The organism is Paenibacillus sp. P4_E11 (genome assembly GCF_056401635.1).
Window position 1 is genome coordinate 1 of sequence record NZ_JBFUIX010000042.1, and the last position, 15,192, is coordinate 15,192.

General features: G+C 45.7%; 12 protein-coding genes. 7 read left to right on the forward strand and 5 right to left on the reverse strand.

Translation table 11 applies throughout. The features are described from left to right. The first annotated feature begins 390 nt into the window (after positions 1-390). Entirely contained in the window at positions 391-3,495 is a 3,105-nt protein-coding gene (locus AC1DWB_RS16895; RefSeq protein WP_477542248.1) for a hybrid sensor histidine kinase/response regulator, read from the forward strand. 84 nt (positions 3,496-3,579) lie between these two features. Here the strand turns inward: AC1DWB_RS16895 and AC1DWB_RS16900 are convergent, their stop codons facing one another. Then, on the reverse strand, positions 3,580-4,275 hold the full coding sequence (locus AC1DWB_RS16900; protein ID WP_477542249.1) for an MIP/aquaporin family protein: 696 nt from the start codon (positions 4,273-4,275) through the stop codon (positions 3,580-3,582). Between the two features lie 218 nt (positions 4,276-4,493). After that, on the reverse strand, positions 4,494-5,600 hold the full coding sequence (locus AC1DWB_RS16905) for an SGNH/GDSL hydrolase family protein (RefSeq protein ID WP_477542250.1): 1,107 nt from the start codon (positions 5,598-5,600) through the stop codon (positions 4,494-4,496). Between the two features lie 304 nt (positions 5,601-5,904). Here AC1DWB_RS16905 and AC1DWB_RS16910 point away from each other — a divergent pair, with 304 nt between their 5' ends. Further along, a complete protein-coding gene (locus tag AC1DWB_RS16910) occupies positions 5,905-7,407 on the forward strand; it encodes a malate:quinone oxidoreductase (RefSeq protein ID WP_477542251.1) in 1,503 nt (500 codons plus the stop codon). 107 nt (positions 7,408-7,514) lie between these two features. Further along, positions 7,515-8,156, forward strand: a complete 642-nt coding sequence (locus AC1DWB_RS16915) for a pentapeptide repeat-containing protein (RefSeq protein WP_477542252.1) — start codon at positions 7,515-7,517, stop codon at positions 8,154-8,156. Between the two features lies 1 nt (position 8,157). On the opposite strand, the gene AC1DWB_RS16920 is transcribed toward AC1DWB_RS16915, so the two are convergent. After that, positions 8,158-8,709 carry a helix-turn-helix domain-containing protein gene (locus AC1DWB_RS16920; RefSeq protein ID WP_477542253.1) on the reverse strand — a complete coding sequence of 184 codons (552 nt, stop codon included), beginning with the start codon at positions 8,707-8,709 and terminating at the stop codon, positions 8,158-8,160. Between the two features lie 150 nt (positions 8,710-8,859). On the opposite strand from AC1DWB_RS16920, the gene AC1DWB_RS16925 reads away from it, so the two are divergent. The 4 genes from AC1DWB_RS16925 to AC1DWB_RS16940 are packed head-to-tail and all read left to right on the forward strand — an operon-like array spanning position 8,860 to position 12,020. Continuing rightward, positions 8,860-9,264 (forward strand): DoxX family protein, encoded by a 405-nt coding sequence (locus AC1DWB_RS16925; RefSeq protein ID WP_477542254.1) that lies wholly within the window; start codon positions 8,860-8,862, stop codon positions 9,262-9,264. 20 nt (positions 9,265-9,284) lie between these two features. After that, positions 9,285-9,944, forward strand: coding sequence for an alpha/beta hydrolase (locus AC1DWB_RS16930; RefSeq protein WP_477542255.1), 660 nt, complete (start codon positions 9,285-9,287; stop codon positions 9,942-9,944). Positions 9,945-9,952: 8 nt separating this feature from the next. Continuing rightward, entirely contained in the window at positions 9,953-10,597 is a 645-nt protein-coding gene (locus tag AC1DWB_RS16935; RefSeq protein WP_477542256.1) for a DODA-type extradiol aromatic ring-opening family dioxygenase, read from the forward strand. A gap of 22 nt (positions 10,598-10,619) precedes the next feature. Continuing rightward, entirely contained in the window at positions 10,620-12,020 is a 1,401-nt protein-coding gene (locus tag AC1DWB_RS16940; protein WP_477542257.1) for a hypothetical protein, read from the forward strand. Positions 12,021-12,084: 64 nt separating this feature from the next. On the opposite strand, the gene AC1DWB_RS16945 is transcribed toward AC1DWB_RS16940, so the two are convergent. Both AC1DWB_RS16945 and AC1DWB_RS16950 read right to left on the reverse strand, forming a co-directional pair. Then, the gene (locus tag AC1DWB_RS16945) at positions 12,085-13,656 is read right to left on the reverse strand and encodes an ABC-F family ATP-binding cassette domain-containing protein (RefSeq protein WP_477542258.1); all 1,572 of its coding nucleotides are present in this window, start codon (positions 13,654-13,656) and stop codon (positions 12,085-12,087) included. A gap of 13 nt (positions 13,657-13,669) precedes the next feature. Further along, positions 13,670-15,115, reverse strand: coding sequence for a DEAD/DEAH box helicase (locus tag AC1DWB_RS16950; protein ID WP_477542259.1), 1,446 nt, complete (start codon positions 15,113-15,115; stop codon positions 13,670-13,672). Between the last annotated feature and the right edge of the window lie 77 nt (positions 15,116-15,192).

The window sequence follows — 15,192 nt, forward strand, 5'->3', positions numbered from 1 at the left end:
TTACACTTCCCAGATCATCGCAATAAAAATAGCGCATACTACTTCGCAAATAAACCCTACCACAAGTAGAAGGAGATGGAAGGTATGGAGAAAGACAATAAATTGTTCTTTATTGTAAATTCCATCTTAATGACGGATAATATTATTGTCACTTTGGTTGTCCATTAAAAGAGTTGTGAAAGCGAATCGTTGTTTAATATGAGAAATACTAACGGGCATGATAGTTACTCAAAACAAGGAGCAGATCGCCGAGGCAGCTGCTCCTTGTTTTATTGAGCTTCTGGATAGTGAAAAGTTCGGAGCATAATGCCGAAGAGTAAACGTAGGGCGAAAACGCCTGGGAAATATCAATATCGTCGAACACTTAATACTAGGAGAGGAAACCTTCTTGTGAAAAAGAGCCATATTGTATTATTGCTAGGGTTATTATTAGTTATTTTATCTGGCTCGCGCATTTTGTGGATGGAATCGTTTCGCGATCAAGAACAGACGCCAATTCAAAACGGGCAATTAAATTTACGCGATTGGAATGCAGAAGATGGGGATGTTGTTTTACTTGATGGGGAATGGGAGTTTTTTCCCTCACAATGGCTGATGGATCATAGGAAGCAACAAGGATTAGGCGAGAATGAGCCAAGGCTTATTCAGGTTCCGGGAAAATGGAATGAAGCTTTGGATGCTGAAAAGCCAACTCCATACGGATTTGGTTCTTATCGTTTGCGACTTTATGTAAATCCGGAAAAGGACCTTAATTATAGTATTCGTGTGCCCAGTGTACGCACTTCATCAGAATTATACGTAAATGGCCGATTGCTTGCTAAATCCGGGCGGGTGGCGGAATCGGAGGATGAATATATTGCGAAGAACCTGCCTTATTCTACAACCTTTACGGCAGACGAAAACGGCTTAATCGAACTTGTGATTCAGGCGGCAAATTATGTGGATAGTAGAAGTAGCGGCATTGTTCGATCCATTAAATTTGGTTCAGAAGAAGCCATTGCAAAGGAAATGAAGGTCTCCGTTTCTATGCAGCTTCTGGCAACCATTATATTTCTTATGCATTCTGTCTATTCGCTTATTTTATTTTTATTGGGAAATAAGGAAAAGAAGCTGCTTTATTTTTCTTTGCTGACATTATGTATAACACTTAATAATGTATTAAGTAATGATGAGAAGTTGTTCCACCAATTATTTTACATCGGCAAGGATTGGGATTTTCGGCTATCTCATATTACTCTAGTTATGGGAGCCTATGCTTTGTTGGAGTGTACGAATTATCGCGAGCTCCCGTATTGGAACAGGATGTATCGTGTATATACGGTACTGAGTTTTGGGACTGTCGGCATTACGCTGTTCCTAGCCCCTAACCAAATAATTATGCTCTTCCCGGTTTATTATCTATTGTGTGGTATTGCTGCAGGGATCACGCTGATTACACTCTTTAAAAAAGTAATCAAGGATATAAAGAGTAATCTTCTACTGCTGTTTTCTTTTTTTGCCTTGGTTCATCATTTTATTTGGGTGTTATTCTGGAAGGGAAACGGTTTGAGTCTTGTCTACTATCCGTTCGATATGATTATTTCGATGGGTTGTTTAGCCTCTGTATGGTTTAAGGGTTATTTTGTCATGCATGCCCACACAAAAGAGATTGCTACAACATTGCAAAGAATGAATGACCATAAGGATCAATTTCTGGCAAACACTTCGCATGAATTTAAAAATCCGCTTCATAGCATTCTGAACATGTCACAATCCGTTCTAAAAAGGGAACGACATTTGTTGCAGGAAAGGAGTATCAAAGAGCTTGAAACGGTTTCATCTGTAGGACGTCGGCTGACATTGATATTAAACGATTTGATCGATGTGATGAGTTTAAGGGAAGGCAATCCGCGTCTGCAGAAAAAAGCCATATGGATTCAGCCAATCGTAACCGGAGTACTGGATATGCTGCAATTTAACGCAGAAGTGAAGTCTGTAAACATTGTAAATCAAATTCCTGAAGATTTTCCTCCAGTAGATGCGGATGAGAACCGGGTTATTCAAATCGTTTTCAATTTACTTCATAATGCTGTGAAGTATACGAATGAAGGGGTCATTTCGATTCAAGCTTTTACCAAGGACGGAAGTGCTTATATCGTTATTGCCGATACCGGGATTGGCATGGATGAGGAAATGCTTAAGCGTCTATTCCGTCCATATGAGCAAGCCAGCGCGAGTGAGACCATGATTGAAGGCGGCTTTGGGTTAGGTCTAAGTATAAGCCAGCAACTGGTTGAACTTCATGGAGGTATGTTAGATGTGTCCTCTGTGTTAGGAGAAGGCTCCAAATTTACATTTTCGTTAAAGCTGGCAGGTTTGAAAGCGGAGGAAGAGGAAGATGGTTCTGACTCATTCGAACCGTTAGTAATGCAAGCTATGCCGATTCAGGAACAAGTCTCGATAAATTCAGAAAAGGCGGATATCCCTCCCGCTACGAAACCAATCACTTTATTAGACATGAATCGTGATCGTCCGCTCATCTTAATTGTTGATGATGATCCTGTTAACCTTCAAGTGCTTGAAGCCATACTGCCGCCTGAAGAATATGAAGTCACGATGGTAACAAGCGGTAAAGAAGCGTTGGCTGTACTGGATACAAAGGAATGGGATCTAGTCATCTCTGATATTATGATGCCGCAGATGTCCGGCTATGAGCTGACACGAAAGATTCGTGAGCGGTTTACACTCACAGAGCTCCCTGTTTTGCTCCTTACCGCAAGAAGCCAGCCGACAGATATTCAGAGTGGTTTCATAGCGGGAGCAAACGATTATGTGACAAAACCGGTGGAAGCCATAGAAATAAAATCGCGGATCGAGGCGCTAACTACGATTAAACAATCGGTTCGGGAACAATTGCGATTAGAAGCAGCATGGCTGCAAGCGCAAATCCAGCCTCATTTTTTATTTAATGCTTTGAATACTATAACAGCTTTAAGCGACATTGATTTGGATAAGATGCGTAATTTGCTTAATGAGTTCAGCACTTTTTTGCGGAATAAATTCAGATTCCAAGATATGGATGGACTTGTTCCGATCGAAGAAGAGCTAAGTCTGGTGCGCTCTTATCTGTATATTGAGAAGGTTCGGTTTGAAGAAAGGCTGCAGGTTGTTTGGGCGATCGAGGACTGCGAGGAATTAAAAATCCCCTATCTTACAATCCAGCCTCTAGTTGAAAATGCCATAAGACATGGCATTATGAAGCGCACTCGCGGAGGAAAGATTTTCATTCGGATTTCTTCCTATGCAACGCATGCAGAGATAACCGTTGAAGACGATGGAATCGGAATGGACGAAGTTCAATTGCAACTATTATTAGAAAGAAAAGCAGATAGCAGGTCGGGAGTCGGAATGATCAATACGGATCAGCGATTAAAACGGCACTTTGGAACAGGATTTCATATCGAAAGTACGTTAGGTACAGGGACAAAGGTCACTTTCCATGTACGTAAACAGTGAAGGGTTTAAAGGCGCGGAAACAAAAAGGGGCAATTCCTAAGTTATCTTCAATGACTTATGGGACAGCCCCTTATTTTTACCATTTTACGCTTGCTTTCCCTTATGGCTGCTGTTCAGCCACTGGTATACTGCAACGGCCAGCGCCGAGCCGGCAAACGGGGCGATAAGAAACACCCACACTTGGGATAAGGCCTGCCCGCCAAGCAGAAATGCCGGCCCCAGGCTTCTTGCAGGATTGACGGACGTACCCGTTAAGGCAATGCCAAAAATATGTACGAAAGCGAGCGTCAGTCCGATGACCAGGCCGGTTACGTTTCCACTGCTCTCCGTGGAGGTCACGCCCAGGATCGTATAAATAAAAACGAAGGTTAAAACGATTTCGACAATGACCGCCATCAGCGCTGAAATCCCGATCCCATAGCCAGGGCCGAAACCATTCTGACCGAGCCCCGTCGTGGGGATGCCCGCGGAGACGATGATGGCGTATAGAATGGCGGAGCCCGCAATAGCACCGGCGATTTGCGAAACAACGTACCCGATGAAGTCGGTACCCGTTAGCTTACGGCTAAGGAGCATGGCAAGTGAAACCGCTGGGTTGATATGACACCCCGAAATCGGACCGATGACGTAGGCCATCGCCACAATAGAGAGCCCGAATGCCAATGCGATTCCCAAATATCCGAGCTCTCCTCCCGCTGTAGCGGCACTGCCACAGCCGAACAGAACAAGCACCAATGTTCCAATGAATTCGGCAGCATACTTTTTGAATGGCACGTTCATAACTCACCTCCTAATTAATAAAAATCAACCTCATTATAAACGAGGCAAATAGACAAGAACTGTACATAGAGTGGGGATTTATGACATTAAGAGGCGAATCATCCGACTTTTTGAACAAGAATGTTCGCCCTAGAGATTATATGCAAGACCGTACCAAAAATGAAGACGAAAAATAATCCGGCTGCCATTCGTAGCCGGATTGATTGTCGCAATTCAGATTACAACAGCAGTGTTTTCAGAACGGGTTCAAGGGAGTCTGCCATCCGCAGGAAACCAAGATCTGTTGGATGCGAGCCGTCTACCGTACATTCGAAGAAATCTTCACCACCGAGTGATCCAGAGCCGTCGAAGAAATAAATATTCAAGTCACCTTGCTCCCGTAACTCGTTAACGAGTGACTGTTCGAAGTGCTTACGTTCCATTCTCATCTCATACAAGTGAGGTGTCAGCTCCTCACGTGCGTAACGAATTCGTGATGCAATCAAGATAGGTGTTATGGGGTGAGCTTCTCTATAAATTTTTATAAATTCCGGAAGTGTCTTGCGAAAAAGTTCGGTGCTTACGCAATTGCCTTCATAATCAATGACAAGACAGGCAGGGTCGTTAATCTGTGATATGATTTCGGCAACTTCAGGTTCTCCCTTTCCATTTCCCGAAAAACCAAGATTAATAAATTCCAAGGGAATCTTACGGCTCAAAATGTTTGTATGTGCCATGCCAGGCCGCGAGGCGCAGCCTCCTTGAGTGATCGATGTCCCATAGAAGATCACTTTTTTTTCAGAAGCGTAGCTAGGAGGAGCGGTCACAGTGGCATCCCCATCCAAACCGACCCATATCTCCTCCACCCCTTGATACAACGGCAAGTTAAGTACGATATTGCGCATCGTGGAGCTCCAATCGGTATACAGCGTACATTCGTATTCCGTGAGAGTGACGTCATACTTGGTTGTGTTGCCATACTGCAATGGAGCGATTGTATCGGGAGAGCCTACATAACAATCAATGCCGCATTGTCCGGTTGGCGGCATATGTGTCATATTGGCTTTGGCTTTCAGCTTCACCCTGACTGACAATGAAGAAGAGTTCGATTGAAAGCGGATTTGCCCTCCAGCGGTGTGATTGGCCAAATGATCGACGGCTTCAGGAATAGCTCTAGTCGGCAAAGTCGGCATTCTGCGATACTTTCTTTCTTGCTTAAACCAAGCCAAACCTGAAACTTGAAAAGGCTGCTCTAAAGGTGAATACCAGTGAATGGCGGCATCGGGCTTTTCATTTGGACGCATATTGGAGTCGTAGATCTCCAGCAAGTTTTTAGTTTTTTCCACAATCCCAATCCTTTCCTAATTATCTTTGCTTCCATCATACCATATCGTTAGAAATCGTCACTTAATAGCCACAACCCTTGCAAGTAGCTGGATTAAGGCATTGGTTTTTTGTGTATTCCTATGGTTTTGTGAACGGTTTCTCACTTTTTAACTGCAACAGGATGTCATCACTGAATTTTCCGGCTTTTAAATAGCATATAACTATCATATAATAGTATATATCTTAATCTATAATTAATAGTGATACACCATAATGGAGTGCCTACATCTTTTCTTCAAATATTAGCGTGTAAGGAAGGTTAAAATGAGCAACAGACAAACGCAAACAGACGTAATCTTAATTGGTGCCGGAATCATGAGTGCGACATTAGGGTCACTGCTGAAAGAATTAGTACCGGATTGGGAAATTACCGTGTTTGAGAGGCTGGCAAGCGCAGGCGAGGAAAGTTCCAACGAATGGAATAACGCGGGAACGGGGCATGCGGCTCTGTGCGAGCTTAACTACACCGACGAAAAACCAGACGGATCCGTGGATATCAGCAAAGCTATAAAAGTGAATGAACAGTTTCAGGTTTCAAGACAGTTCTGGTCTTATCTGGTCAACCACAATCTGATCCGTCATCCGCAGGATTTTATTATGCCCTTGCCTCATATGAGTTTAGTCCAAGGGGAACAAAATGTATCGTTTCTAAAAAAACGGTTTGAAGCGATGTCCAACAATCCTCTGTTTCAAGGGATGGAGTTTTCCGATGACCCGAAAAAACTGATGGACTGGATTCCGCTTATTATAAAAGGCCGGACGTCGAATGAACCTATAGCGGCCACAAAAATCGACTCTGGCACGGATGTTAACTTTGGCGCTTTAACGCGACTCATGTTTGACCACTTAAAGAGTAAAAACGTCGAAATCAAGTTCAAACATAGTGTGGATGATATTAAACGTACGAGCGACGGTTTATGGGAATTGAAAGTGCGGCATGTCGATAGCGGTACCGTTGAACGCCATACGGCCAAATTCGTCTTTATCGGCGGTGGGGGTGGAAGCCTGCCTTTACTGCAAAAATCGGGGATTCCGGAAGGGAAAAATATTGGAGGATTCCCGGTAAGCGGACTATTCATGGTCTGTAATAATCCAGATGTTGTAGAGCAGCATAATGCCAAAGTGTACGGCAAAGCTTCGGTTGGGGCTCCTCCCATGTCTGTTCCACATCTGGACACCCGATATATCGACAACAAAAAATCGTTGCTCTTTGGACCATTTGCCGGCTTCTCACCGAAGTTCTTAAAAACCGGTTCCATGTTTGACTTGTTAGGTTCCGTAAAACCGTATAATGTCGTAACCATGTTGGCCGCCGGTGCCAAAAACGTTTCCTTGACCAAGTACCTGATCCAGCAGGTTATGTTATCCAAAGAAAAGCGCATGGAAGAATTACGACAGTTTATCCCGAACGCCCAAATCGAGGATTGGGATTTAGTGGTAGCCGGCCAACGTGTGCAAGTGATTAAAGATACGGCTGCCGGCGGCAAAGGAACGCTTCAATTTGGTACGGAAGTGGTTAGTGACGCGGATGGCTCGATCGCGGCCTTGCTCGGCGCTTCTCCGGGTGCTTCTACCGCCGTTTCCGTTATGCTGGAGTTAATGAAAAAATGCTTCCCGCAGCATATTAAAGCGTGGGAACCGAAATTAAAAGAAATGATTCCTTCTTATGGCGAGTCGCTGTTGAAAAACCCAGAGCTGATCCAAGCCATTCATACTTCAACCGACCGTACGCTTGGTCTGAGCAGGGAACTGCAAGCCGTCAATTAGGAAGTGCAGTAAAAAAATAAAAATGAGTTATGCGGCCTTCGTCCTGAATTCCATGGGACTGAGGCCGTTTAGCTTTGCTGAACCGTATCACAAGGAGAATCGATGACATGAAACATAAGATTGACCCGCCGAAAATCCCTGATGACAACCTGACAACCCTGACTCATGAAGTAAACTCGCTTCGGACGAAGGATGAATATCGCCTTGGATTCGTAAGTGATGTCACCATTGATAACCAGGATGCCAAGAAGGTTTCGTTTGAAAAATTCGTGTTCCGGAATGTAACCGTTACGGAATCTTCTCTGATAGGTATCGAACTGACAGACGTCGTCTTTGACAAATGCGATCTTTCGAACGTTTGTCTTACTGATTCGTTCTTGCATCGGACGGAGTTCAGAAATTGCAAGTTGATCGGGACGGACTTTACGAGGAGCAGATTCCAGAACGTGCGTTTCCTTGACTGTGTAGGCGATTACGCCGCATTTCGGTTTACCAATATTAAGCAAGCTGCTTTTGAAAACTGTTCATTGATCAGCGCCGACCTTTTTCATTCCACATTGCAAAAAACGTTGTTTACGGCTTGTCAAATCGATCAGGCGATTTTTTCGGGCTGCAAATTGGAGGGAATCGATCTCAGCGACTGTGAGTTCAGCGGGTTGATTGTGGAAATAGAAGACTTGAATGGCTGTATCATCTCACCAAGCCAGGCCTCATCGTTCGTCGGTCTCTTGGGCTTGATTATGAAATAGGTTATAGGAAATCCTTTGCATGATCGCTTTCTGTGTAGATGGATATGAGAACAATTGCAGTTTCCTCACTTATATTTCTCACTAAATGGGGCGTACAGGCATTCCAACTGAAAGAGTCCCCCTCTCCAAATTCAGCGTTATCTTCTCCCTGCTCAGCGCAGATTCTCCCTTTCATGACAAAATGAACTTCTTCACCCTCGTGAGCATGCGGAACATCACCTGTCGAAGCACCGGGAGGGAACTCCACGAGCATCATTCTTACGTTCTTTGTTGCACTCAGGTGCTCCACTCTTAAATTTTCAACCCCGCTAAGCGTGATCCTGCGTTCCTCTTTACGCACAATATTCATGCGTTCCTCTTTTTGCAGCAGCAAATAAGCCAAAGGGACCTTCAAAGCCTTCGCTATACTTTCCAATGTAGCGATGGACGGCGAGGTCTTATTGGTTTCGACCTGGCTAATGAAGCCTTGGGATAACCCGGTTTCTTCGCAAATTTGAGCAATAGTAATGTTTTTTCGTTTACGGATTGTCCGCACGGTAAGACCGATATTCATCCGTTGTTCCTCCACAACAATATATTTGTAATACAAATTATAAATTAATAATAACAATATTTTTGTTGACTCGCCAGACCATTTTATTTATATTAGTCATATGAAATAAATATCTTCATAACTTATAAACTAGAACGGAGAGGGAATAGAATGACGAAAGTAACAGTTGTATCGACCATAATGCGTGTGGTACTGGGCATATTATTTCTAGCCCACGGAATCACTAAATTGCAAATGGGTCTTGGTAATGTCGAGGCGTGGTTCAGCTCCATGGGTGTTCCTGGAATTTTGGCTTATGTCGTGGCGGTGCTCGAACTAGTCGGAGGTGTTTTTCTGCTTGTAGGGCTTTTTACGCGTTATGTATCAGCGCTATTTGTTATCATGCTCCTTGGCGCGATCTTTACGATGAAGCTTTCCGTGGGGTTGCTTGGAAATAGCGAGATGGCCGGTTATGAGTTGGATCTAGGCTTCATGTTAGTGGCGATCTATTTGTTAGTTTCTGAAGCTACGCCATTATCGGTCGATTACGTTTTGTTCAGAAAACGCGGGATATAACTTAAAGGAGGATTATGCTCATGAACCCGGCTTATCATTATGACATTCAACTGCCAGCCCATATGGATCCTAAGAAAAAATACCCGACGATCTTCACGCTTCACGGAAAAGGGTCTAACGAGAAAAATATGGTTGGTTTGGTTGCGCCGGTTTCCGATGATTTTATTATTGTCGGTATTCGCGGTAATCTTACATTAGGTGCAGGATTTCAATATTACGAGTTGAAGAGCCTCGGCAATCCCATTCGAGAAATGTTCGACCAATCGGTTCATCAACTGGAAGCATTCATCGATTATGCGACAGCAAAGTACCCGATTGACGTGACCAAGCGCTATTTGCTCGGATTTAGCCAAGGTGCGATCTTGTCCATGACGCTTGCGCTTACGATGGGGGATCAGTTGAAAGGAATCGTTGCGTTAAACGGGTATGTGCCTGATTTCGTGAAAACAGAGTATCCTCTGAAAAGCGTAAGAGAGGTATCGGTGTTTATCTCCCACGGAGAATTCGATTCGATCTTCCCGATTCGGATCGRCCATGAAACGGCAGCTTATTTTGAAAACCAAACCTCTCGTTTGACTTTCAAAACGTATCCAACCGACCATGGCGTTTCCGAGGAGAATCAACGGGATTTTGTGAAATGGCTGAAATCGGATGCGGGTACGCATTCAAACAAGGAGTGAGTTAGCTTATGATGCCATCCTATTTTTTCGCGCACGGTGCGCCTTCGATTGTCTTGGAACAAAATGACTATACGGCTTTTATCAAAAGTTTTGCGGCGGGCACTCCCAAGCCTAAAGCGATCGTACTTTTATCCGCACATTGGGAAGAGTCGATGCAGACGATTAGCACCGTGGATACGTACAGCACGATTTATGATTTCTCAGGCTTTCAAGATGAGCTTTACCAGATGACTTATCTGGCCAAAGGACAGCGTTCACTAAGCGAACAAATCCATTCTTTGTTTACCAAGCATGGCATTCAGAGCGCGTTTGACGAAGAAAGAGGGCTGGACCATGGCGCTTGGGCCGTGCTTAAGCTGATCTACCCAGAAGCGGACATTCCGGTAGTCGCGCTCTCCGTAAACCGATATCTAACGAATGAGCAGCAATATCAAATCGGCAAAGCTTTGTCCGAGCTCAGGGAGCAGGATATTCTTATTATAGGCAGCGGTGGAACCGTTCATAATTTGCGGAGGTTAAACTGGCAGGGGGAAGGGATCGACGAATGGGCGGAATCGTTCGATAACTGGCTGCAGAGCAAGTTAGAAACGTGGGATGTCCATGCCCTGTATAACTATAGGGAGTTAGCCCCTGTTATCAATTCGGCAACTTAAGCTTAAGCTGCTGGCAATTCGATTGACGATCTTGAAAAAGATACCCCCTGCAGTACAGATAGCTCTAGAGCGAATGGTCATCTTTTCGCTTGCCGCCGTGTTCATCGCTCAACAACTTACAGGCTGGGAACCGCTCTCCCCGCTGCTAGGCAGCTTGGTCTTTATAGCTATAGCCCTGCTGCTGCCCCAGCTTAGAGGAATGACGTTATGGCTTACCGTTTCCTTTATAGCCTTGGGAGTAGTGCTCCTTCTCCTTCAGAAGGTGGATGCAAAATTCTGGTTTGAAGCAGCCGGTATCAATGTGACCCTGGTCACCCTGTTTGTATTCGCTCCATTGTTCGGGATCCCGGTTCGACTTCCGGAGTATATCGCTGCCTTGAATCGGTTCTATGAAAGGAAAGTACGCAATAAGTCAGTTCTGTTCGCAGGAACACAGCTATTGACCCAAATCATGGGTGTCTTTCTTAATGTAGGATCCATACCTGTTGTTTATCATGTTGTTTTTGCGAAACAGCATCCGGGCATGTCCCGGCTGCTTGCTAATGCGCTGAATCGCGGATTTGCGGGGGCGATTTTTTGGTCTCCTTATTTTGCCGCCATGGCGGTCGTAATCTCATCGCTTTCGGTAAACTGGTCGACACTGCTTCCCTACTTGCTCGGTTTGTCGCTGATCAGTCTCCTTGTCAGCCTAGTGGTGGATATTAAAGGACTGCGGTATGCAGAAAGTACTCTCTCACCAACGGAAGGGGAGGTCACAGACCAAGCGGAGCCAGCTGCACACAAGGGCAGATCTGCATTCCCGGTCGGGCTCAGCGTTTATTTGGCATCTGCCATTGCCGTCATCTTGGTGTTGGAGCGAATAGTTGAGCTGCCTATGGTCCTGATCACCTGCATAGCAGCAGTCCTATTGCCGCTGAGCTGGTGTTGGGCAAAAGGGGCAATGGCGACGTACCGGCAAGGGCTGGCGAATCATGTCACGGTTACACTGCCAGCCCTGAAAAAGGAGATGACTCTGTTTTTGGCAGCGGGTTTCTTCAGCGGCTCGATCGGCGCAACCGGGTTCGGGGTGTCCGTCCCCGATCTGCTGGAGATGATCCCCATTCCGATTTCCCTATCCTTTTCGTTTTTTACAGTAGCACTTATTACGGTTACTTCTATGGTGGGCCTTCATCCGATCGTACTCGTTACCATTCTTGCAACCGGCATCGATCCTGCGGCTGTTCACATCAGTCCGAACTATTTCGCTGTACTGCTGCTTGGAAGCTGGGGTTTATCCAATACCGTATCGCCGGTCTCGGCCGTCAATAATTTGCTGGCGGGATTATTTAAGAAGCCGGTATACGAGTTTGCGGTACCGAATTATAAATTCGCCGCCTGTATGGCGGTCATGTTACTCCTCTATTTAGTCGCCGTACGGATTTAGGATAACGAACCTCCGTTAACCGCGATCCAAGAAATCCGATACGAATGGTGATCCAGCAAATCGCCTAGATGTTCTGTACGCTTATTCCCAGCTCAGGGTCGAAGGTGAGCATTTGGGTCGCTATTTTGTCTATAAAAAATCGATCATGACTTACCGTAACGACAGCTCCTGGGAAATGGATTAAGGCCTGCTCCATGACCTGTATGCTTGTCAGATCGAGATGGTTGGTCGGCTCGTCCAATATAATGACGGCAGCCCCCGAGAGAAGACACTTGGCTAGAGCAACTCGGGCCTGCTGCCCTCCAGATAAATTACCGATGATTTTACTTAGGTCTGTCTCTGAGAATTGGAGCATCGCTAGAAATTTGTTCACTTTTTTCCGTGGAGCATTTAAACCAAGTCCCGAAATATTGACCGCATGGCTAACGGTATCCTTCAGATCAAGCTCTTCCCACATCCGGTTAAAGTAAGCGTAGCTAACGCCTCGCTCCCAAACCACCTCACCCGAATTAGGCTGCTCCTGTCCCGTAAGCACCTTAATCAGCGTCGACTTCCCGCTACCATTCGGGCCTACGATCGCGATTCGATCTTCCTTCTGAATGTCGAAGCTTACATCGTGGAATATCGTTCGATCGTCATACTTCTGTCCGATTTGGTGCACTTCACACAGCCTATCAGGAAAGCGTAGTTGCTCATAAATATCGGTAATAAGCACGTTCACCGGATGCGGCTCAATCCGCTTCTTCATATCCGTCAGCTTGCGCGCGATTCGGTCCTTCGAGGATTTCTTGTGCGAACGATTATCGATGGCTTCGGACTCCATGATAAGCAGCTCTTCCTCCCATTCAAATTGCCGGTCCAATTCTTTCTTACGCAGCCTTTTCTTACGGATGTAGTCGGTATAATTGCCTTCATATTCTTGAAAATGATAGTTCTCAATCTCAATCGTTCGCGTAACGACTCTGTCGATAAACTGCCGATCATGCGACACCAGAATCATCGCCCCATTGTAACGGTGCAGCCACTGCTCGAGCCAGGCCAGCCCTTCCAAATCCAAGAAATTCGTCGGCTCATCAAGCAAGACAACATCGGGCTGCTCAATTAAGATTTTGGCCAGTGCGGCGCGGTTCCTCCAACCCCCGGACAATTCATCCACCGGTTGATTCCGCGATCTGTCATCAAATCCCAGCTTGGTAAGAACCGTGTTGATCTCGACAGCTACATTCCAGCCATCCAAATGCTCCATTTGATCAAAGAGTTCTGCTTGCCGTGTCAGCAGTCCATCCATCTCGTCTGCATCGATGACTTGACCCAGCTTTTCCCCAACATCCCTCAGCTCTTGTTCAATACGTGCAACCTGCTCGAAGATCAGCTCCAATTCCTGCTGCACCGACAGCCGTCCCTGCAATTCCGAGAATTGGGAGAAGTAGCTCATCTTCACCTGAGGGTCTACTTCCACCTTCCCAGCGGTAGGTTCCTCTTTACCCAGAATCAGCTTGAAAACAGTCGATTTGCCGGCACCATTACGTCCGATTAGACCGATTCGCTCCCCCTTGCTCACGCGGAAATAAATATCGCGGAAAATCAGGGTATCTTCATATTTCTTAGTTACATTTTCCAGCCGAATTATGCTCATGCTAATCACCCTCTTATTTATTGCCTCGGCGCACCTTTAACAGCTTGCCTTTTACCGTCGTGTTCTTCATCATTTCAAGCACAAGCGGTCCTTTACCATTCAGAATCTCAACATCTGTTACATGATCAAGAATCGTAATAATCCCAATATCGTCTGCGCTTACCCCGTCAAGCTTGGCGATCGTGCCAACAAAGTCTACGGCTCTAAGCTTCTTCTTCTTGCCGCCATTGAAGTTAAGCTTCATAATCTGCTTGTTTAATTGCTCGCGCTTATCTTTTTTCAGTTCAGGTCCAACATTAATTTTGTGTTCGAAATCTTCTCTACGGCGATCAACAGCCTCTTCGGAAGGAGCTTTCACTTTCGGTATCGCAAATCCAATATACGCTTCAATCTCAGCTAATCGCTTGTCATCCTTAGGAGTGACGAAGGTAATCGCCTTACCTGTCTTGCCAGCACGTCCCGTACGTCCGGTACGATGCACATAGCTTTCCTTCTCCAGTGGAATATCGTAGTTAATCACATGGGTAATATTCGTAATATCGATCCCCCTGGCGGCTACATCTGTAGCAATCAAGTAACGGAATTGTCCCCTTCGGAACGCAGTCATCACCTCGAATCGCTCTTCCTGCTCCATACCGCCGTGAATACGATCACATGGATAATCGAGATCAGCCATTTCTCTGAATAATCGATCCACATGCTCCTGCGTACGGCAGAAAACGATACAGCTGTCCGGACTCTCCACAATGAGCAGATCTTGAAGCAGCGCCAGCTTGTCCGCCTCCATCACCTGAATAAGCGAGTGTTCAATCGTGGCCGTCGTAATACCACTCGCTTGGATCTCAATTTCAACTGGATTGTCCATATACTTGCGTGACAGCTTGGCCACATCCTCAGGAAACGTAGCGGAGAATAACATGGTAACCCTGTCACTAGGCAGCGCTTGAATGATCGACTGCACTTGCTCAATAAAGCCCATATTCAGCATCTCATCCGCTTCGTCAATAACGAGATAGGCAATCTTCTGCAGCGGTAGCRTGCCGCGTTCTATATGGTCCAGCACACGCCCGGGCGTACCTACGACCATATGCGTTTTTTGCTTTAACTCGGCTTTTTGCATATGAAAAGGATGTTTCCCATAAAGAGCCGTCGCCTTGAGCCGCTTAAAGCGTCCAATATTCGTAAGGTCTTCGTTGACCTGTACCGCGAGTTCACGGGTTGGCGTCAGGATTAAGGCCTGCGGCTTATTCTCGTTCCAATCCACTTGCTCGCAGAGCGGAATTCCATAGGCGGCTGTTTTGCCGCTGCCTGTCTGTGATTTGACAACAAGATCTTTCTTCTCAAGCGCAACCGGAATGACTTCCGTCTGAACCTCTGTTGGCGTCTCATAGCCCAAGCTATCCAGCGCCCTCACGATCTCTTCACTTAATGGATAATCTGTAAACTGTTTCTCACTCATCTTTACCCTCTTCTACGCTATATTCGGATACCTATACATACAGATTTCCACCGTGCATCTATCGTATACACCTCTAT

What these genes read in the sequence shown, in the direction of transcription:
- AC1DWB_RS16900 (WP_477542249.1), bottom strand. Translation starts at nt 4,275, where the DNA reads ATGAACGTGCCATTCAAAAAGTATGCTGCCGAATTCATTGGAACATTG.
- AC1DWB_RS16910 (WP_477542251.1), top strand. Translation starts at nt 5,905, where the DNA reads ATGAGCAACAGACAAACGCAAACAGACGTAATCTTAATTGGTGCCGGA.
- AC1DWB_RS16915 (WP_477542252.1), top strand. Translation starts at nt 7,515, where the DNA reads ATGAAACATAAGATTGACCCGCCGAAAATCCCTGATGACAACCTGACA.
- AC1DWB_RS16920 (WP_477542253.1), bottom strand. Translation starts at nt 8,709, where the DNA reads ATGAATATCGGTCTTACCGTGCGGACAATCCGTAAACGAAAAAACATT.
- AC1DWB_RS16925 (WP_477542254.1), top strand. Translation starts at nt 8,860, where the DNA reads ATGACGAAAGTAACAGTTGTATCGACCATAATGCGTGTGGTACTGGGC.
- AC1DWB_RS16935 (WP_477542256.1), top strand. Translation starts at nt 9,953, where the DNA reads ATGATGCCATCCTATTTTTTCGCGCACGGTGCGCCTTCGATTGTCTTG.
- AC1DWB_RS16945 (WP_477542258.1), bottom strand. Translation starts at nt 13,656, where the DNA reads ATGAGCATAATTCGGCTGGAAAATGTAACTAAGAAATATGAAGATACC.